The 19,243-nt window shown below is 68.6% G+C and carries 11 protein-coding genes; 6 read left to right on the top strand and 5 right to left on the bottom strand.

Going from position 1 to position 19,243, the window contains the following annotated elements:
• Positions 1-176 precede the first annotated feature (176 nt).
• On the bottom strand, positions 177-3,221 hold the full coding sequence (locus tag CSEG_RS12720) for a TonB-dependent receptor domain-containing protein (protein WP_013079643.1): 3,045 nt from the start codon (positions 3,219-3,221) through the stop codon (positions 177-179).
• Positions 3,222-3,418: 197 nt separating this feature from the next.
• On the opposite strand from CSEG_RS12720, the gene CSEG_RS12715 reads away from it, so the two are divergent.
• Entirely contained in the window at positions 3,419-4,081 is a 663-nt protein-coding gene (locus CSEG_RS12715; RefSeq protein ID WP_013079642.1) for a TetR/AcrR family transcriptional regulator, read from the top strand.
• Between the two features lie 4 nt (positions 4,082-4,085).
• Here the strand turns inward: CSEG_RS12715 and CSEG_RS12710 are convergent, their stop codons facing one another.
• Positions 4,086-5,405, bottom strand: a complete 1,320-nt coding sequence (locus CSEG_RS12710) for a spinster family MFS transporter (protein WP_013079641.1) — start codon at positions 5,403-5,405, stop codon at positions 4,086-4,088.
• 177 nt (positions 5,406-5,582) lie between these two features.
• On the opposite strand from CSEG_RS12710, the gene CSEG_RS12705 reads away from it, so the two are divergent.
• From CSEG_RS12705 to CSEG_RS12685, 5 genes are all read left to right on the top strand, one after another.
• A complete protein-coding gene (locus CSEG_RS12705; RefSeq protein WP_013079640.1) occupies positions 5,583-7,859 on the top strand; it encodes a TonB-dependent receptor in 2,277 nt (758 codons plus the stop codon).
• Between the two features lie 9 nt (positions 7,860-7,868).
• Positions 7,869-9,515, top strand: a complete 1,647-nt coding sequence (locus CSEG_RS12700; RefSeq protein WP_013079639.1) for a carboxylesterase/lipase family protein — start codon at positions 7,869-7,871, stop codon at positions 9,513-9,515.
• Positions 9,506-11,068, top strand: a complete 1,563-nt coding sequence (locus CSEG_RS12695; protein ID WP_013079638.1) for an AMP-binding protein — start codon at positions 9,506-9,508, stop codon at positions 11,066-11,068. Before CSEG_RS12700 ends, CSEG_RS12695 begins: the two co-directional genes overlap by 10 nt.
• Positions 11,069-11,158: 90 nt before the next feature.
• A complete protein-coding gene (locus CSEG_RS12690; RefSeq protein ID WP_013079637.1) occupies positions 11,159-12,052 on the top strand; it encodes an SDR family NAD(P)-dependent oxidoreductase in 894 nt (297 codons plus the stop codon).
• The gene (locus CSEG_RS12685; protein WP_013079636.1) at positions 12,052-13,224 is read left to right on the top strand and encodes an acetyl-CoA C-acyltransferase; all 1,173 of its coding nucleotides are present in this window, start codon (positions 12,052-12,054) and stop codon (positions 13,222-13,224) included. Before CSEG_RS12690 ends, CSEG_RS12685 begins: the two co-directional genes overlap by 1 nt.
• Before the next feature lie 128 nt (positions 13,225-13,352).
• Here the strand turns inward: CSEG_RS12685 and CSEG_RS12680 are convergent, their stop codons facing one another.
• The 3 genes from CSEG_RS12680 to CSEG_RS12670 are packed head-to-tail and all read right to left on the bottom strand — an operon-like array spanning position 13,353 to position 19,206.
• Complete coding sequence (locus CSEG_RS12680) at positions 13,353-16,472, bottom strand: efflux RND transporter permease subunit (RefSeq protein ID WP_013079635.1); 3,120 nt, start codon at positions 16,470-16,472, stop codon at positions 13,353-13,355.
• The gene (locus tag CSEG_RS12675) at positions 16,469-17,983 is read right to left on the bottom strand and encodes an efflux RND transporter periplasmic adaptor subunit (RefSeq protein ID WP_013079634.1); all 1,515 of its coding nucleotides are present in this window, start codon (positions 17,981-17,983) and stop codon (positions 16,469-16,471) included. Before CSEG_RS12675 ends, CSEG_RS12680 begins: the two co-directional genes overlap by 4 nt.
• The gene (locus CSEG_RS12670; protein ID WP_013079633.1) at positions 17,980-19,206 is read right to left on the bottom strand and encodes a TolC family protein; all 1,227 of its coding nucleotides are present in this window, start codon (positions 19,204-19,206) and stop codon (positions 17,980-17,982) included. The genes CSEG_RS12675 and CSEG_RS12670 overlap by 4 nt, the downstream gene beginning before the upstream one ends.
• Between the last annotated feature and the right edge of the window lie 37 nt (positions 19,207-19,243).

Here is a 19,243-nt window from a genome sequence, read left to right as displayed (position 1 = left end):
GGTGGTCGTGTTCGGAATGGCGGGCCGGATCTCGGCGTGGTCGCGATCGCGCGGAGCAGAGGCGCGAGCGCCGAGCCCGCGCCGATTAACAAAGCCCAGGATCGAACGGCATTGGGCATTTTCCAAAAAGAAATGGCGGATGACCGGAGCCATCCGCCAGGCGCGAGGTGGGGAGGTTAGAAGGACTTCTTGACGCCGATCTCGAAGGTCCGGCCCAGCGGGTTTCCGGTCCACGGGTCGTAGCCGAACTCTTCCTGGGCCGGCGGCGGATCCTTGTCGAAGATGTTGGCCGCCGTCAGCGTCAGCGCCATGTCGTCGCCCAGCTGCAGGCGATAGGTGAAGTCGGCGGTCACCCAGTCCTTGCCGTTCTCGCCGTACTGGGCGCCGGCCCGCTCGTCCTGGACGGCCGAGACGAAGTTGACGCCGAGGCGGAAGTTCTGCCGGCCGAGGGCGTAGTTGACGCCGAGGTTGGCGCGCCACTTCGGCGCGGCCTGGGCGAAGGTGGCGAAGTTCAGCGTGCCCAGACGGTCGTCGCCGGTCGATATGGTCACGCCGTCCAGGGTCGTCGGACCGGTCCGCAGGGCGGTGACCCGCGTGGCGGTGACGTCGATGTCGAGATCACCGTCGCCCAAGGGCAGGCCATACTTGGCCTGGATGTCGAAGCCCTTGGTCGTCTGGCCCGGGCCGTTGCCATAGCGGGTGGAGACGGCGTTGAAGGTCCCGACGCCGCTCATGCCGACCGCGCAGCCATTGTTGAAGCTGATGCGCGCCAGCAGCGGCTGCTTGGCGACATCGCAAGTGGTGATCGTGCCGCCGGCGCCGTTGAAAACCAGGCTGGCGATCTGGTTCGGGTCGGCGACCTGGCCGATCTGGTCCTTGGTGCGGATGTCGAAATAGTCGACGATCAGACGGAAGTCGTGACCGTCGGCCAGGCCGCGGCTCTGCCAGATCGCGCCGACATTGCCGCTCTTGGCGGTTTCGGGCTTGAGGTTGGCGTCGGTGATGAACTGCGCCGCCAGCCAGTTGCTCGCCGCCACCGTATAGGTGCGGGCCGCGACCGTGATGGCGCCGGGCGTCACGCCCAGGGGCGGGGTCTGGTAGTTGGTGCCGTACGAGGCGCGCACGGTGAGCGGACCCCAGACGTTCCACTTGCCCGAGACCTTGTAGACCGTCGCGCCCAGGTCGTTGGAGAAACGCTCGCGGCGGGCCGCCAGCTGGATGTCGACGTTCGAGAAGAGCGGAACCTGCAGCTCGCCGAACAGCGAGTACTGGCTCTGCTCGGCCCGGCTGGGCAGGGTTGGGGCGAAGAGGACGAATGGCCCAGGCGCGTCGGGGGTACAGCCCCGGAAGTTCGGATCGGCGGTCGGCAGAGGCGTCGGGCTCAGATTGCCCGATCCGGCGCCGTTGGCGCTGGTGGTGTTGCTGGGCCACTCGCACTGGATCGAGCCGTTGTTGAACGCGCTGGGCACGTTCACCCGGTTGGCGAGCGAACGATACTGCGCGCCGAGCGCCCAGCCGATCTCGCCGCCAGGAAGCTCAATGCCGGAGCGACCATCGAACACGAGATCAGCCGTGAAGTTGTGGCTGAGCGTCTCGACCGCGCGCGGGTCGAACATCCACAGCGCCAGGTCCTCGGGGTTTTCCTTGCCGGCGACGTAGTTGGGATTGGCCAAGCCGCGAACCGGCTGGCCCTTGAACGAACTGGAGAAGGGGTTCCAGTACTGGCAGCCGTTCTTGCCGGCGGCCGCGGCGTTCTGCGTGCCGAAGCGGCTGGGGTCCAGGTCCGTGGCGTGGCAGTTGGGGCCGCCGAAACCGTTTAACGCCTCCTGGAGGCGATAGCCGATGGTGTCGGCGTGGGTATTGTAGTTGTAGGCGTCGTTATAGGTTAGGGCGAAGTCGTAGCCGACCTGCTTGGCGAAGGGGGCGAGATCGCCGAGCTCGCCCGTGAGGCCGGCCGACACGCGCCAGACCTTGTTGTCGATACGGTCGGCCACGCCAAAGCCGTCGCCGCCCGAGTAGTAGGGATTGCCGCCGTGGCCGAACAGCCGATAGGTCACTGGCGTGAAGCCCTGGGCGCCGACGATGCCGTTCTTGGCCGCGAACTCGGCCGCGAACGGGTTGGTGATCGGCACGTAGAACTGGTTCACCGCGCCGGTGGCCAGCGCCGGCCCGCGCGAGACGGGCTGGGCGGGCGAGCCCATCACTTGCGGCAAGGTCACCTTGCCGTACGAGGCGTCCGTATGGAACTTCATCGTATCGGTGATTTGCGCCTTCAGCTGGGCGTAGAGCCGATAGGTGTCCTGGTTCTCCACCAGTCGGTAGTACGGAATGTAGTTGTAGGCGCAGGTATAGGCGTTGTCGTAGCGGCCGCCGACCGCCGCGCAGCTGGCGGGCGTGAAGTCCGAAACGATGCCGCCGACGGCCGGCCCCCACTCGCCGACATCGGTGGCGCTGGGCGTGGCTGGAAGAGCGCCGCGCGGGATCCAGCCGGTCAGGTTGGTCAGCGTCGACCACGGCGCGGGGTTGTAGCCCGTGACCGGGTTCAGCGACGCCTTGGTGAAGTCCCGCTCCATCGTGTTGAGGCGCGAGCGATGCTCGTACTCGGCGGAGACCAGAAGGTTGACCCGGTCCTCGCCGACGCCGCCCATCACGCCGACCGAATAGTCGCCCTTCGAGCCCCGGATATGCTTGTACTGGCCCTGAGCCTCCAGGCCAACGAACTTGTCGCGGGTAATGAAGTTGACGACGCCGCCGGTGGCGTCGGCCCCATAGATCACCGCCGCGCCGTCCTTCAGCACCTCGGTGCGCGCCAGGGCGATGGACGGGACGTTGGCGGTGTTCTGGTTCATCCGCCGGCCGTTCAGGAGGACTAGCGTCTTGTCGGCCCCTAGGCCGCGCAGATTGTAGTTCACCGAACCGACCAGGGCTGGTCCGCCGAAGTAGTAGGACTCGCCGGTCGTCGGGCCCGAGATGGTCAGGCTCTTGGCGAATTCCAGAGCGGTGGGTGAACCCTGCTTCTCAAGCTCGGCTTGCGAATAGACCTCGACGGGCAGGGCGGCGTCCAAGGCCGAGCCTCGGATGTTCGACCCGGTGACGACGATCTCCTCGACCTGCGTGGATGGCTCCTGGCCCGACCGTTCCTGGGCCAGGGCGGGCGCGCCTAGACCCGCCAGTCCCATCAACAGCGCGGCACCCGACGCGCCCATAAGCCCGATTTTCATGATGCGTTCCCTCCCGTTGAATGAGTCTGTAACGCTCATTCTTACAAGAGTGAGTGTTGTGTTATCGCTGCCGGTACGTCAATGACCATTGTTCGGTCATGGGGTCGTAGCCGCGCGACGCCGGCTGTGACGCGAATGATTGACAGGCGCGCGCCGCGCCCTACTACCCAGCGTATGGGAGCGACGAGGAGGATGGCTTGGCGGGAGAGAGCAAGGCGAGGCGGACCAAGGCCGAGCAGCGCGCCCAGAGCCTGGAGCAGATCCTGGACGCGGCCGAATATCTGTTCTCGCAGAATGGCCTTTATGGCGTGACCCTGCGCGATGTCGCCCAGCGGGTCGGCATCCACACCACGCTTCTCAACTACTACTTCAAGGACAAGACCAACCTGTTCGAGGCGGTGTTCGCTCGCCGCGCTGGCGTGACGTCAGGCCGACGCATGATCGCCCTGGAGCAGTACGAGCAGGCGGCCGGCGACAAGCCCACGGTCGAGGGCGCGCTGCACGCCTTCCTCGATACCGACCTCGATCTCTACTACGAGGGCGGCGAGCACTGGATGAACTACGCCGCGTTCTGCGCGCGGGTCAGCAATACGCCCGAGGGCGCGGCGCTGATGGACGAGCACTTCGACCCGGTGGTCCTGAAGCTGGTCGGCATTCTCAAGCGCGCCCTGCCGGACTACGCCGACGAGGAGATCTTCTGGGGCTATCACTTCGTGTCGGGCGCGCTGATGAACACCCTGGCGCGGACCGGCCGGATCGACCGGCTGTCGGGCGGCCTCTGCCACTCCGACGACTTCCCGGCGGTCAAGAAGCGGATCGCCCGCTTCATGGCCGCGGGCTTCATCGCCCTGAAGGGGTAGGGTGTCAGGCGGCCTGGCGCGCCTCCGTCCTGCGGAAGATTCTCGCCAGCCAGAGGAACAGGCCGATCGCCACGACGTAGATCGGAACCAGGGTGAACAGCGCCATCTGCAGTGAATTGTGCGGATGGCTGGCGCGGAAGAAGTCGCTGGCCGCGCCGACATAGGTTGGGCCAAGGCCCAGGCCGATGAAGTTCATCACCAGCAGCAACAGCGCTCCGGACATCACGCGCTGTTCGGGACGCACCTCCTCCTGCACCAGCGCCACCGCCGACGAAAGGTAGAAGTAGTTGAGGAAGGTCGGGCCGATCAGGAAGGCCAGGGCCAACGGCCAGGTCGGCGCCCAGACGAAGCCGATGTAGAAGGGGATCGCCAGGCTCAGGGAGATCACCGGCGCCATGGCGTAGACCAGCTTGGACTTGCGCGTGAAGTGGTCGATCACCCGGCCCGAGACGTAGATGCCCGCGCTCATGCCGACGCCGACGACCAGCGCGTACCAGACGGCCACCTCGCTGAGCGTCATGCCCTTCTCGCGCATCAGGAACAGCGTCGTGAAGTTCCCCAGTCCGTAGGTCACGAACTGGGTCGCGCCGCTGCCCAGGGCCGCCAGCATCAGGGTCGGACGCGAGAAGAACATGCGCAATGTCGGCCAGAACGCGGCCTTCTCCGGCTTGGCGCCGACCCCATCCAGCGCTCCGCGGCGGGGTTCCTTCACGATCATGGGCAGGACCGCCGCGGCGACCAGGCCGACAAGGCCCAGGACGATGAACGCATAGCGCCAGTTGAACGCCGCCGCGATCGCGCCGCCAAAGGCGATGCCCAGAGCCGCGCCCACTGGCGGCCCCAGATTGTAGATTCCCAGCGCCGTGCCGCGACGGCCCGGCGGGAAGTAGTCGGTGATGATCGCATAGGACGGCGGCACGCCGCCGGCTTCGCCGAAACCCACCGTCATGCGCGCGAAGGCGAATTCGCCATAGCTGCGTGACAGGCCGCAGGCCACGGTCGCCGCGCTCCAGATCCCGCAGGCTAGGCTAAGCACCGCGACGCGATTGGTGCGATCGGCCAGCCAGCCGACCGGTATGGCGATGAAACAGTAGAACATCGCGAAGTAGAGGCCGCCGATCAGCCCAAGCTGGCCGTCGGTGACGTTCAGCGTGTCCTGGATCGGTTTGGCCAGGATCGACATCAGCTGACGGTCCAGGAAGTTCAGGACGTAGACGAACCACAGCATGGCCAGGACCACCCAGGCCCTACGGTCCGGGACGGGGAGGGGACGGTCTGAGCGCGCGGCCGCGGCCGCGTCGCTGGTGCGCGCGAGATCGTTCAAGGTTTCCTCCCGGACGCCCGTTCTCGGGCTTGGCTCGCCTTGAGGATGACGTCAATCGTCCTCGTTCGTCAACATTCACACTCGCGAGAGTGAGTGTTGACAGTCGGACGGTTCGTCGCCACCGTGTCGCCGCGACGTCGACGACGGAACGATCGACGCGCCTGGGGAGTGAACGCCATGAAGGCAGGGCTGTTGGCGTCGGCTTGCGCCGTCGCGCTCGTCGCGTTTTCGACAACGCCGACGCTGGCTCAGGTGGCTGGCGCGGGAGAGCAGGGGAGGGGCGACCGCAAGGACGCCGAACTGGTGGGAGAAGTCGTCGTCACCGCCACCCGTCGTCCGGAGAAGCTCCAGGACGTGCCGCTCAGCGTCACCGCCTTCGACCAGAAGGAGCTGACCGCCAAGGGCATCGTCGGCTATGAGGGCCTGGCCCGCCAGACGCCCGGTGTGGTTCTGAACCGCGCCACCGCCAACTTCAACAACTTCACGGCGCGGGGGATCGCCACCAACGGCTACGGCGCCAACCTGCAGAGCACGGTCGCTGTCTATATCGACGAGCTGCCGATCTCGACCATCGGCAACACCACCGTGCTGGATCCCAACCTGTTCGACGTCGAGCGGGTCGAGTTCCTGCGCGGTCCCCAGGGCACGTTGTTCGGTTCGGGCTCGCTGTCGGGCGCGCTGCGCATCCTGACCAAGGCGCCGAACCTCTCCAGCCGCGAGGGCGCGGCCCTGGTCGATTACGGCCTCACGGGCTCAGACTCCCTGCGCCAGCGCTACAACGGCATGCTCAACCTGCCGATCGTCGAGGACAAGCTGGCCCTGCGCGTCGTCGGCTTCTACCGCCACGAGGAAGGCTATCTCGATAACGTCGGCACCGGGGTCCACAACTCGAATACGCTGGTCGACTGGGGCGGTCGCGCGAACCTCCTCTGGAAGCCGAACGAGCGCCTGTCGGTGAAGGCGCTGTTCTCCTACGAGGACAGCAACCCCAAGGACTCGTCGATGATCAGCCCGGCCCTCGGCCGCGAAAAGCGGATCTCCGATCGGCCGGACCTGTTCGTCGGCAAGCTGCGGACCCACAACCTCACGATCGACTATCAGTTCGACGGGGCCCGCCTGACCAGCTCGTCGACCTATTCCAAGTTCGACCAGAAGTTCTTCGTCGATCTGGCCGGCACGTTCGGCGGCGCGATTGCCTTCGCCCTGGACGCGGGCGGCTTCCAGAAGACCTTCGTCGAGGAGGCGCGCCTGGCGTCCGATCCCGGCGGCAAGGTCGACTGGGTGGTCGGCGGCTTCTATCTCGATCGCCGCCTGGACGTGGACTACTTCTACCGCTCCAACCCGGCCTTCCTCGCCGCGCGGGGCATCACCGGCCTGCCGGACGAATACTACCAGCGCCAGTACACCCACTTCCTGTCGCACGAGAAGGCGGCGTTCGGGCAGCTGACCTACCACTTCACGGACAAGGTCTGGGCGACGGGCGGCGTGCGCTACGGCAAGGTCGACTCCCAGGGCTTCACCGAGGCGGGCGGTTATAACAGCGCCTATCTGACCAACGCCCTTCTGGGGATCCGAGGGCCGCTCGCCCTGATCCCGATCGCGGCGGCCACGGGGGTCAAGGCGACCGGCAGCAAGCCGTCGTTCAAGGTCAGCCTGTCCTATAAGCCGTCATCGACCCTGACGACCTACGCCACCGTCTCGACCGGCTTCAGGACACCCGTGGTCAACGCCTTCGCGGGCCGGCCGAGCCTCGTCAATCCCAGCGATCTCGTCATCCCCAACGGCGCGTCTTCCGACGATCTGGTCAACTACGAGGTCGGGGCCAAGGGGCGCTTCCTGAACGGCCGTCTGGCGGCCAATGTCGCGGTCTATCTGATCGACTGGAGCAACATCCAGGTCCAGGCCAACCGGGTCTCCGACAGCGTCCAGTTCGCCACCAATATCGGCGCCGCGCGTAGCAACGGGATCGAACTGGAGCTGCTGGCCTATCCCACCAAGGGCCTGACCGTGGGCCTCAACGGTTCCCTGAACGACGCCAAGGTCACCGAGCTCAGCCCGGCCGAGGCGGCGATCTCGGGCGCCGTGCTGGGCGCGCGGCTTGCCTCGCCCAAGGTGCAGGGCTCGCTGTTCGTCAACTATGGCTGGGATCTCACGCCGAAGGCCAAGGCCAATCTGTCGGTCGTGCTGCAGCATGTCGGCTCGTATCCAGGGTCGTTCCCGCACGTGCCCGGACAGCCCACGGTCACCAGCGCGACCTACGGGTTCACGGACTCGTACCAGAACGTCAACGCCACCTTCGCCGTGGCCATGGGCCAGACGACCTTCGGGGCCTATGTCGAGAACCTCTTCGACGATCACTCGATCACCTACGTCCATCCCGAGGCCTTCCTCGCCAGCCGCTTCGCCACCATGCGACCGCGCACGGCGGGCGTGCGCCTTGGCTATGCGTTCTAGGAGGGAGCGATGAGCAAGCGCGCCCTGGGATCGGTCTTCGCCCTGGCCCTCGCGGTCCTGGCGGGAGCGCCGGCCGTCGTTCGGGCCGACCAGCCCGTCGTCCGCGCGCCGGCCGGCGCTGTTCGCGGCGTCGAGGCGAACGGTCTGCGCGTGTTCAAGGGTATTCCCTATGCGGCGGCGCCCGTGGGGCCGCTGCGCTGGAAGCCGCCGGTCGAGCCTCCGACCTGGCCGGGCGTGCGAGAGGCCGTCGATTTCGGCCCCGCCTGCTGGCAGCCCAAGCCGCGCGCCGGCAGCATCTACGCCTCGCCGCTGAAGGCGTTCAGCGAGGACTGCCTGTCGCTGAACATCTGGACGCCGGACAACGCCAAGAAAGCGCCCGTGCTGGTCTGGATCCACGGCGGCTCGCTGATCGGCGGCTCCAGCAGCGAGAGCCTCTATGACGGGGCCGCCCTGGCCGAGCGGGGCGTCCTGGTGGTGTCGATCAACTATCGTCTGGGCGTGCTGGGGTATCTGGCCCATCCCGAGCTGAGCGCGGAGTCTCCAGACCACGTTTCGGGCAACTATGGTCTCCTGGATCAGATCGCTGCGCTCAAGTGGGTCCAGCGCAACATCGCGGCGTTCGGCGGCGATCCGGCCAATGTGACGATCGCGGGGGAGTCCGCCGGCGGCCTTAGCGTCATGTACCTGATGGCCTCGCCGCTCGCGCGCGGACTGTTCCACAAAGCGATCGCCCAGAGCGCCTACATGGTCTCCACGCCGCCGCTGCGCGAGCCGAAGTTGGGCCACGTTCCGGCCGAGGCTGGGGGCGAGGCGACCGCGGCGAAGCTGGGCGCCAAGAGCCTGGCCGATCTGCGCGCCATGGACGCCGAGACGATCACCACCTCGGCCCTGATGGCCGGGTTCCAAACGTTCGGCGCTGTCGACGGCAAGGTCTTGCCCAAGCAGCTCGTCGAGACGTTCGACGCTGGAGAGCAGGCGCGCGTGCCGATCCTGGCCGGCTTCAACAGCGGCGAGATCCGATCGTTGCGGGTCCTGGCCCCGCCGCCGCCCCCCGATGCGGCGAGCTACGAAAAGGAGATCCGGGCGCGCTACGGCGACCTGGCCGACGATTTCCTCGAGCTCTATCCGTCCGACAACGTACCCGAGAGCGTGCTGCTGGCGCCGCGCGACGCCCTCTACGGCTGGACGGCGGAGCGACTGGTCGCCAAGCAGACGGCTGCTGGCGCGCCTGGGTACCTCTACTACTTCGATCACGGCTATCCGGCCGCCGACGCCGCCGACCTTCACGGCTTCCACGCTTCCGAACTGCCCTATGTCTTCGGCACGGCGGCGAGTACGCCGCCGGCTTGGCCGAAGATTCCGGATACGCCCGGAGAAGCCAGGCTCTCCACGGCGATGATCGGCTACTGGACCGCCTTCGCCAGAAGCGGCGTCCCGACGGCCGCCGACGCGCCGGCCTGGAAGCCATACGGCGCCGATCACGCCTACATGGCCTTCGTCGACCAGCCTCGCCCCGGAGAGCGCCTCCGGCCGGGCATGTACGCCCTGAACGAAGCCGTGGTGTGCCGCCGTCGGGCCCAGGGCGACACGCCCTGGTTCCTCAATGTCGGCGTCATCTCGCCCCCGCTGCCCCCTGGAGTTCCTCAGTGCCGATAATCGACGGCGAGATGCAGGCCTTTTCCCTGACGCTCGACAAGTTTCTGGACCACGCCGCCAAGTGGACGCCGAACGCGCAAGTGGCGACGGCGCATGAGGATGGACGCATCGACCGTGCGGGCTATGCCGATCTGCAGGATCGCGCGCGGCGGGTCTCGGCGGTGCTCGAGGCGCTCGGCGTGCGCGGCGGCGACCGTGTCGCGACCTTGGCCTGGAACAGCCAGGCCCATGTGGAGGCCTGGTTCGCGATCATGGGCATCGGCGCGGTCTGCCACACCCTGAATCCGCGACTGACGGCCGAGCAGTTGGCGGCGATGGTCGTCCAATCCGAAGCCAGGATCGTGATCGCCTCGGCCGACCTGGCGCCGCTGGCTCGGAACATCAGGGAGCTCGCGCCACACATAGCGCGCCTGCTGATCATCGACGGCGAGGCGGAGGGCGGCGAGGCGCTGGCGCCGATGATCGACGCCGAGGCGAGACGCGCGGTCTGGGGCCGCTTCGAGGAGACGGCGCCCTGCGGTCTCTGCTTCACCTCCGGCACCACGGGCGCGCCCAAGGGCGTGACCTACACCCACCGCTCCAGCTACCTGCACACCCTGAGGATCTTGCAGGCGGACGGCATGGCGATCTCGGGCGCCGACGCGGTGCTGGCCGTGGTGCCGATGTTCCACGCCAATGCGTGGGGGCTGCCATTCGCGGCGCCGGCCGTCGGCGCCAAGCTGGTCTTGCCTGGCCGGAACACCGATGGGGCGAGCTTGGCGCGGTTGATCGCGGCCGAAGACGTCACGATCGGCGTCGGCGTCCCTACGGTCTGGTCCGGACTGATGGATCATATCGAGGCGACGGGCCTGGCGCTCCCCTCGCTGAAGCGGATCATCGTCGGCGGCGCGCCGATGCCGCCCGCGCTGATGGCGCGGCTCGAGCAGCGGCTGGGCGTGCGCGTCCAGACCAGCTGGGGCATGACCGAACTTTCGCCTTGCGGCGTCCTGGCGCCATTGTCGTCGCCGGGCGACGCCGCGGTGGCGGGGCGTCCGGCGGTCGGGGTGGACCTGCTGCTCACCGACGCCGACGGCGTGGCCCTGACGCAACAGCGTGGCGTCGAGGGGCATCTTCGGGTGCGCGGCGCCTCGGTCGTCGCTCGCTATTTCGGGCAGGAGGGGCCCGCGACCGACGCCCAGGGGTGGTTCGCCACGGGCGATCTGGCGCGCATCGCTGACGACGGCGTCCTGATCATCACGGGCCGGTCCAAGGACCTGATCAAGTCCGGCGGCGAGTGGATCAATCCGGCCGAGATCGAAGCCCTGGTCTGCGCTCTGCCGGAGGTCTCCCAGGCGGCGGTGATCGGCCGGTCGCATCCCAAGTGGGGCGAGCGCCCGATCCTCTTGGTGGAGGCTCAGGGCGATATCAGCGACGAGACACTGTTGGGGGCCTTGCGAGGGCGAGTGGCCAACTGGTGGCTGCCCGACGCCGTCTATCGCTTGCCGCGCATGCCCCTGGCCGCGACTGGGAAGATCGACAAGCTCCGGCTCCGATCCGAGTACGGCGTCGGCTGAAGGACGGTGAGGGCGCTCCTTAGGCAAAACGCGCCCCGACGAACCCGAGAACAATGGCGGGCGCTGGCTCGCGAACCAAAGGAGTTATCGATGTTGCTCGACGGACGGATCGCGATCGTCACCGGAGCGGGCGGCGGCCTTGGTCGCGCCCACGCGTTGTATCTGGCCAGCCAGGGCGCCAAGGTCGTCGTCAACGATCTCACGCAAGCGGCGGCGGATCGGGTCGCAGCGGAGATCGGCGCGCTCGGCGGCGCGGCGATTGGCGTCGCCGCCTCGGTCACCGACGAGGCCGCGGTGGCCGCTATGGTCGAGCAGGTCATCGCGCGCTGGGGACGCGTCGACATCCTGGTCAGCAACGCAGGCATCCTCCGCGACAAGTCCTTCGCCAAGATGAGCCTGGACGATTTCCGCTTGGTGGTGGACGTGCACCTGATGGGCGCGGCGGTCTGCGCCAAGGCGGTCTGGGAGACGATGCGCCATCAGGGCCACGGCCGCATCGTGATGACCACCTCGTCCTCGGGCCTCTACGGCAATTTCGGCCAGGCCAACTACGGCGCGGCCAAGATGGCGCTGGTCGGCCTGATGCAGACGCTGGCGATCGAAGGCGAGAAATACGGCGTCCGGGTCAACTGCCTGGCGCCGACGGCCGCGACGGGCATGACCGAGGGGGTGCTGTCGCCCGAGACCCTGAAGCGGCTGGACCCCGCCTTCGTCAGCCCGGGCCTGCTGGCGCTCGTCGCCGACGATGCGCCGACCCGCACGATCCTGTGCGCGGGCGCCGGTCACTTCGCGACCGCCAACATCACCCTGACCGAGGGAAGTTACATCGGTGGTGGCCGCGACGCCGGCGAGCAGTTGATCCGGCAGTGGGGCGCGGTGACCGACCGCGCCGGCGAGACGGTTCCGGCCTACGGCTTCTTCCAGTCCGAGCGGGAGATCGCCAGCGCCGAGCAGTTCGCCGATCGCGTGGCGGAGCGCGCCTGATGCGTCACGCCGTCATCGTCTCCACGGCGCGCACGCCGATCGGCCGCGCCTATCGCGGCGCCTTCAACGATACGCCGCCGACCGTCCTGGCCGCCCATGCGCTCAGCCACGCGGTCTCGCGCGCCGGCGTCGCGCCGGACGAGATCGACGACTGCCTTCTCGGCTGTTCGCTGCCACAGGGCGGCCAGGCGACGATCGGCCGAATGGCGGCCCTGCGCGCCGGCCTTCCCGTCGAGGTTCCGGGCATGACCCTGGACCGCCAATGCTCGTCGGGTCTGATGACCATCGCCACCGCGGCCAAGCAGATCATCGTCGATCGCATGGACGTCATCGTCGCGGGCGGCGTGGAGTCGATCTCGCTCGTTCAGACCCCGCAGATGCGCGTTGATCAGGACCCTGGCCTCGTGGCCATGCATCTGGACGCCTACATGCCGATGCTGGACACCGCCGAGACCGTGGCCGCGCGGTACGGCGTTACGCGCGAGGCTTGCGACCTCTATGGCCTGTCCTCGCAGTTCCGCGCCGCGGCGGCCCAGAGCGCCGGACGGTTCGATGCCGAGCTCGTCCCGATGACCGCCACCATGCAGGTCAGCGACAAGGTGACGGGCGAGCTCTCCAGGCGGGACGTCACGCTCGACCGCGACGAGGGCGTCCGCCCCGACACCACGTACGAAGGCCTGTCGGCCCTGAAGGTGGTGCGGCCCGGCGGCGTGGTCACCGCCGGCAACGCCAGCCAGCTTTCGGACGGCGCGTCAGCCTGTGTCGTCATGGAGGCCGGACTCGCCGAGAAGCGCGGGCTGGCCCCCTTGGGTCGCTATGTCGGCATGGCTGTCGCCGGGACCAAACCGGACGAGATGGGCATCGGGCCGGTCTTCGCGATCCCCAAGCTGCTGGAGCGCTTCGAGCTCTCGATCGACGACATCGGCCTCTGGGAGTTGAACGAGGCCTTCGCCTGCCAGGTCCTCTACTGCCGCGACACGCTGGGGATCCCGGACGAACTGCTGAACGTAAACGGCGGCGCCATCGCCATGGGCCATCCTTATGGCATGTCGGGCGCCCGCATGACCGGCCACGCCCTGATCGAAGGCAAACGGCGGGGCGCGAAGTATGTCGTGGTCACCATGTGTGTCGGCGGCGGCATGGGCGCGGCGGGACTGTTCGAAGTGCTGTGAGGGTGGGCGCGGCTTTGCCTGACAGCGAATGCGCTTAACGCTCCTCTTGCGAATGTCGCGTTCTTGGAGGCGAGCCAACGTCCGGTGATGGCGCGACTGCCCCGCGGCTAAGCGGGGCAGCGCAATCCTTACAATTCTTTCCTTCGGCGCAGCAGCAGATAGCCGGCCGGGATCACGAACATCGACAGCAGGGGCGCGGTCAGCATGCCGCCGATCATCGGGGCGGCGATGCGACTCATCACTTCGGAGCCGGTGCCATGGCCCCACAGGATCGGAGCCAAACCGGCCAGGATCACGGCCACGGTCATGGCCTTGGGCCGTACCCGCAGCAGGGCGCCTTCCCGCACGGCGGCCTCGACCTGATCGGGCGTCGGGTCCGGTCCTAGCGTGTCCATGGCGTGCTTGAGATAGATCAGCATCACCACCCCGAACTCGGCCGAGACCCCGGCCAGGGCGATGAACCCGACGCCGGTAGCCACCGATTGGTGGAAGCCCGCCAGATACAGCGTCCAGATCCCGCCGGTCAGGGCGAAAGGCAGGGTGGCCATGATCAGCCCCGCCTCGTCGAAGCGCCGGAAGATCACGTAGAGCAGCACGAAGATGATCAGCAGGGTGGCCGGCACGACGATCTTCAACCGGTCGGCGGCCCGCTGGAGATATTCGAATTGGCCCGAATAGGAGAGGCTGACGCCGGGCGAGAGCCGCACCTTCTGGTCGACCGCCTGGCGCAGGTCGCCGACGACCGAAGCCAGATCCCGGCCCCGCACGTCGACATAGACCCATGTGGTGGGCCGGCCGTTCTCGCTCTTGAGCATCGGCGGCCCGTCGGCGATCTGAATCTCCGCGACCGTGCCCAAGGTGATCTGCGCCCCGCCCGGCGTCAGCACCGGCAGGGCTCGCAGCCCCTCCAGGCTGCCGCGCAGCTCGCGCGGATAGCGGACGCTGATCGGATAGCGGGCCAGACCCTCGACCGTCTGGCCGATGGTCTCGCCGCCGATCGCGCCGGAGACGATCGACTGGACGTCGTCGATATTGAGGCCGAACCGCGCGGCGGCGGCCCGGTCGATGCGGACATCGACATAGCGCCCGCCGGTCAGACGCTCGGCCAGGGCCGAGCTGACCCCGGGCACACCCTTGGCCACGCCCTCGACCTCACGGGCGATACGGTCGAGTTCGGTGAGGTTCGCCCCCGACACCTTGACCCCGATCGGGCTCTTGATGCCCGTGGCCAGCATGTCGATGCGGTTGCGGATCGGCGGGACCCAGACATTGGTCAGGCCGGGGACGCGAACGCGCTGGTCCAGTTCGGCCACCAGCTTGTCGGGCGTCATACCCGGCCGCCACTGGTCGCGCGGCTTGAAGCGGATGGTGGTCTCGAACATCTCCAGCGGCGCCGGATCGGTGGCGCTTTCGGCACGGCCGGCCTTGCCGAACACGCTGTCGACCTCCGGCACGGTCTTGATCATCCGGTCGGTCTGCTGGAGCAGCTGGCCGGCCTTGGCCGCCGACAGCCCCGGCAGGGCCGAGGGCATGTAGAGCAGGTCGCCCTCGTCCATGCTGGGCATGAACTCACCGCCCAGATGGGCCAGCGGCCAGGCCGTGGTCGCGAACGCCAGCAGCGCGACCAGCAGGGTGGTCCTGGGGCGGCGCATGACCCGATCGAGCAGCGGACGATAGGCCGCCGATAGCACGCGGTTGATCGGATTGGCGGCCTCGTCGGGGATGCGGCCGCGGATCAGATAGCCCATCAGCACCGGGATCAGGGTCACCGACAGGATGGCCGCCGCCGCCATGGCGTAGGTTTTGGTGAAGGCCAGCGGCCGGAAGAGGCGCCCTTCCTGGGCTTGCAGGGTGAAGACCGGGATGAACGACAGTGTGATGATCAGGAGGCTGAAGAACAGCGCCGGCCCAACCTCGGCGGCGGCCTCGGTGATCACCGCCCAGCGGGTCTCGCCGGCCAGGGTCTCGCCGGGGTGCTTGTGCGCCCAGCGCTCCAGTTTCTTGTGGGCGTTCTCGATCATCACCACGGCGGCGTCGACCATGGCCCCGATGGCGATGGCGATGCCGCCCAGCGACATGATGTTGGCGTCCACGCCCTGGCTCTTCATCACCAGGAAGGCGGCCAGCACGCCCAGCGGCAGGGAGAGGATCGCCACCAGGGCCGAGCGCAGATGGCCCAGGAACAGGGCGCAGACCAGGGCCACGACCAGGAACTCCTCCAGGAGCTTGCCCGTCAGGTTGTGGACGGCGCGGTCGATCAGGCCCGAGCGGTCATAGGTGGTGACCACCTCGACGCCCGGCGGCAGGCTCTTCTTCAGCTCGACTAACTTGGCCTTCACCGCCGCGATCGTCGTGCGGGCGTTCTCGCCGGAGCGCAGGATCACGACGCCGCCGGCCACCTCGCCCTGGCCGTTGAGCTCGGCGATGCCGCGCCGCATCTCGGGGCCGACCTGGATCGTCGCCACGTCGCCGAGACGCACCGGCACGCCGCCGGCCGCCGTCCTCAGCGGCACGGCCTGGAAGTCCTCGAAGGTCTTCAGATAGCCGGTGGCGCGGACCATGTATTCGGCCTCGCCCAGCTCCAGCACCGAACCGCCGGTCTCGGCGTTGGCGCCTTTCAGGGCGGCGACCACTTGCTGGTGAGTGACGCCGAAGCTGGCCAGCTTCATCGGGTCGAGCACGACCTGGTACTGGCGCACCATGCCGCCGATCGCCGAGACCTCGGCGACGCCCGGCAGGGTCTTCAGCTCATAGCGCAAGAACCAGTCCTGCAAGGACCGCAGCTGGCTCAGATCGTGAGCGCCGGTCTTGTCCACCAGGGCGTACTCGTAGACCCAGCCGACCCCGGTGGCGTCGGGACCCAAGGCTGGGCGAGCGCTTTCGGGCAGGCGTGACTGGACCTGGTTCAGATACTCCAGCACCCGCGAGCGGGCCCAGTAGAGGTCGGTCTTGTCGTCGAAGATCACATAGACGAAGCTGTCGCCGAAGAACGAATAGCCGCGCACGGTCTTGGCCCCTGGCACCGACAGCATGGTGGTGGCCAGCGGATAGGTGACCTGGTTCTCGACCAGCTGCGGGGCTTGGCCCGGATAACTGGTGCGGATGATCACCTGGGTGTCGGAGAGGTCGGGCAAGGCGTCGATCGAGGTCGAGCGTACGGAGAGGCTCCCGGCCACGATCAGGGCCAGGGCCCCGAGCAGCACAAAGAAGCGGTTGGCGACCGACCAGCGGATCAGGGCGGCGATCATGCGCCACCGCCGATCTTGGCGATGCGCCGGATGACCGGATCGGCGGGCGGCGGGTCAAAGGCGAACTGGACCTGATCGCCGACCTTCAGACCCCTCAGCAGCATCGGATCGGCCCGGAAGGTCATCGTCATGGCGGGCCAGCCGATCGCCGGCACCGGGCCGTGGGATAGGGTGACGCCGTCCTTGGCCACCTGCTCGATGCGGCCGGTGGCTTCAGCCAGGGCCGGTCTGGCCGGCGCCATCGGCTTGGCCATGGTCATGCCGTCCGGCGACATTTGAGAGCTGGACGATGGAAGCGGCTGGACCTGCAGGCCGGCCAGGCTGGCCTCGGAGTCGATCAGGAACTGGCCCGACGCGATGATCCGCTGGCCCGAAGACAATCCCGCCAGGATCTCTGTTCGGCCGCCAGCCTCGCGGCCGGTCCTGACCTCGACGGCCCGGTAGCGCCCGCCATCGGCGGCCAGCATCACCACGTTGCGCGTACCTGTGCGTATCACCGCCTCGGACGGGACGAGCAGCGCTGTTCGGGCCGCCGCATCGAAGGCGATAGTGGCGAACATGCCGGGTTTGAGGCGACCGTCGCGGTTGGCCAGTTCGATCCGCGCTTGCAAGGTGCGGCTGTCGCCCTGGGCCTGCGGGAGCACGGCCTGGACCGTCCCGCGCAGGGCCTCGCCGGGATAGGCCGCCAGGGTGACGCCGACGCCCTGGCCCGGCCGCAGCTGACCGGCCTGGGCTTCAGGCACGGCGGCCGTGACCCAGACCTTCGAGAGACCGTTGATCTCGGCCAGGGTCTGGCCCATCGCCACGGTCATGCCGGCCCGCACATCGAGCTTGGAGATCACCCCACCTAAGGGCGCGGTGACGGTGATGGTCGTGCGCGGCCGGCCATCGCGGTCGAGCGACGCGATGGCGCCGTCGGGCATGCCCAGCAGCCGCAGGCGCTGGCGGGCGGCGGCGACCAGGGCCGCATCACCGGTGCGCCGGACGGCCAGGTATTCGGCCTGGGCGCCGCCCCATTCGGGAACCAACAGGTCGGCCAGCGGCGCGCCGGCGGCGATCACGTCGCCGGGCGCGCGGCCATAGACCCGCTGCACAAACCCGCCGCTGCGGGCCTGGACGACGGCGACGTCGCGCTGGTTGAAGTCGACGATGCCGGTGGCGGTCAGGCCGCTGGAAAGCACGCCTTCCTCCACGGTCGCCAGCCGGAAGCCGAGGTTTTGGGCGGCCGATGGATCGATGCGGACCCCGGCCGCCGGACCGCTGGTCTCGGCCTCGCCGGCGTATTTGGGGACCAGCTGCATGTCCATGAACGGCGACTTGCCCGGCTTGTCGAAGTGCTGGGCCGGGACCATCGGGTCATACCAGTAGAGCGCCTTGCGACCGTCGGCCGGGGCCTGAGACATCGCCGGCTTGGCGGTCAGGCGGGCCAGGCCATAGCCGCCGGCGCCGGCCAGGACGACCAGGGCGGCGCCGGCCCCGAGCAGGACCTTCATCGAGGGGGACGGGTTCATTGGTCGTCGCTTCCGTAGGTCAGGGTCAGGCGGGCGGCGTCGAGGGCGACGGCGGCCTCGCGATCGAGAGTGGCGAGCTGGGCGTCGGCCAGGCCGGAGAAGGCGGCCAGAACGTCGGGCAGGCCGGCCGTGCCAGCGCCGTAGGCGGCGGTCTCCAACTGGGCCCTTTGCTTGGCCAGCGGCAGGAGGGTGTCGCGAGCCCGCAGCCATTGCTCGTGATGCATGACGTGGTCGGCGAGGTCGGCTTCGAGCTGGGCGCTCAGCGCCCGACGGGTGTCTTCGCGTTGGGCGTCCGCGCGGCCAGCGCTGGCGGCGCGCGCGGCGATCATCGGGTCCTGGCGGCTCTTGCCCCACAGCGGCAGGCTGACGCTGACGCCGGCCGAGACCATGTCGCCGAACATCGGGTCGCGGCGCTGATAGGCCACTTCCCAGCTCCAGTCGGGACGCTTGTCGGCCTTGGCCAGGGCGACGTCGGCCTGGGCCTGCCGGGCGGCCGCGTCTTTCGCCAGCAGGGCGGGATTGCGGTCGATCGCCGCCCTGAGACGGGCGGGGGCGAGATCGAGATCGGGCGCTTCGCCCACCGCCTGGGGATCGGTGTCGCCCGTCCAACGGGTCAGCATGGCGCGGGCGCGCCCCAGCTCGGAGACCGCCTCGCTGCGGCGGTCCTCCAGGGCGGCGCGCATCTGCGCGGCCTCCAGCGCCTGGGCGGGCCGGGAGCGTCCCGAGGCGACGCCGGACGGCGCGGCGTCCCACAGTGGGGCAAGCTGGGCGACCACCCCGTCCAGCGCCGCGAGCTTGCGTTGGGCGTAGAGCAGTTCGATCCAGGCCAGGGCGGCGGCGACACGGACCTGGCGGGCCTCGACCGCGCCCTCGGCGCCGGCCGCGACGATGTCGGCCTGGGCCCGGCCGATCCGCGCCTGGCGCTTGGCGGCGCTGGGCATGTCCTGGCTGAAGCCGACCCGGCCCATGGTCATCTCATCGACCCCGAACCGACCGGCGGGCGGGCCGGAGACCGGGAAGTTGTCGAGGCCCAAGGCGAGTTTGGGGTCGGGCAAGGCGCCGGCGGCCTTGGCTGAGGCCTTGGCGGCTTCGACCTGCAGGGCGGCGGCGCGCAGGGCCGGCGCGTTGGCGGCGGCCGCGTCGAGGGTCTGGGCGTAGGTCAGGGGCGCGGCCTGGGCGGCGCTGGCCAGCAGCGTCGCGGCCAGGGTGATGGCGATGCGCATCGGGGTTCCGATCACAGAGAGGGGGAAGAGCAGACGA

The organism is Caulobacter segnis ATCC 21756 (assembly GCF_000092285.1).
Classification (GTDB): Bacteria; Pseudomonadota; Alphaproteobacteria; order Caulobacterales; family Caulobacteraceae; genus Caulobacter; species Caulobacter segnis.
This window is presented reverse-complemented; position numbering and strand designations above follow the sequence as displayed.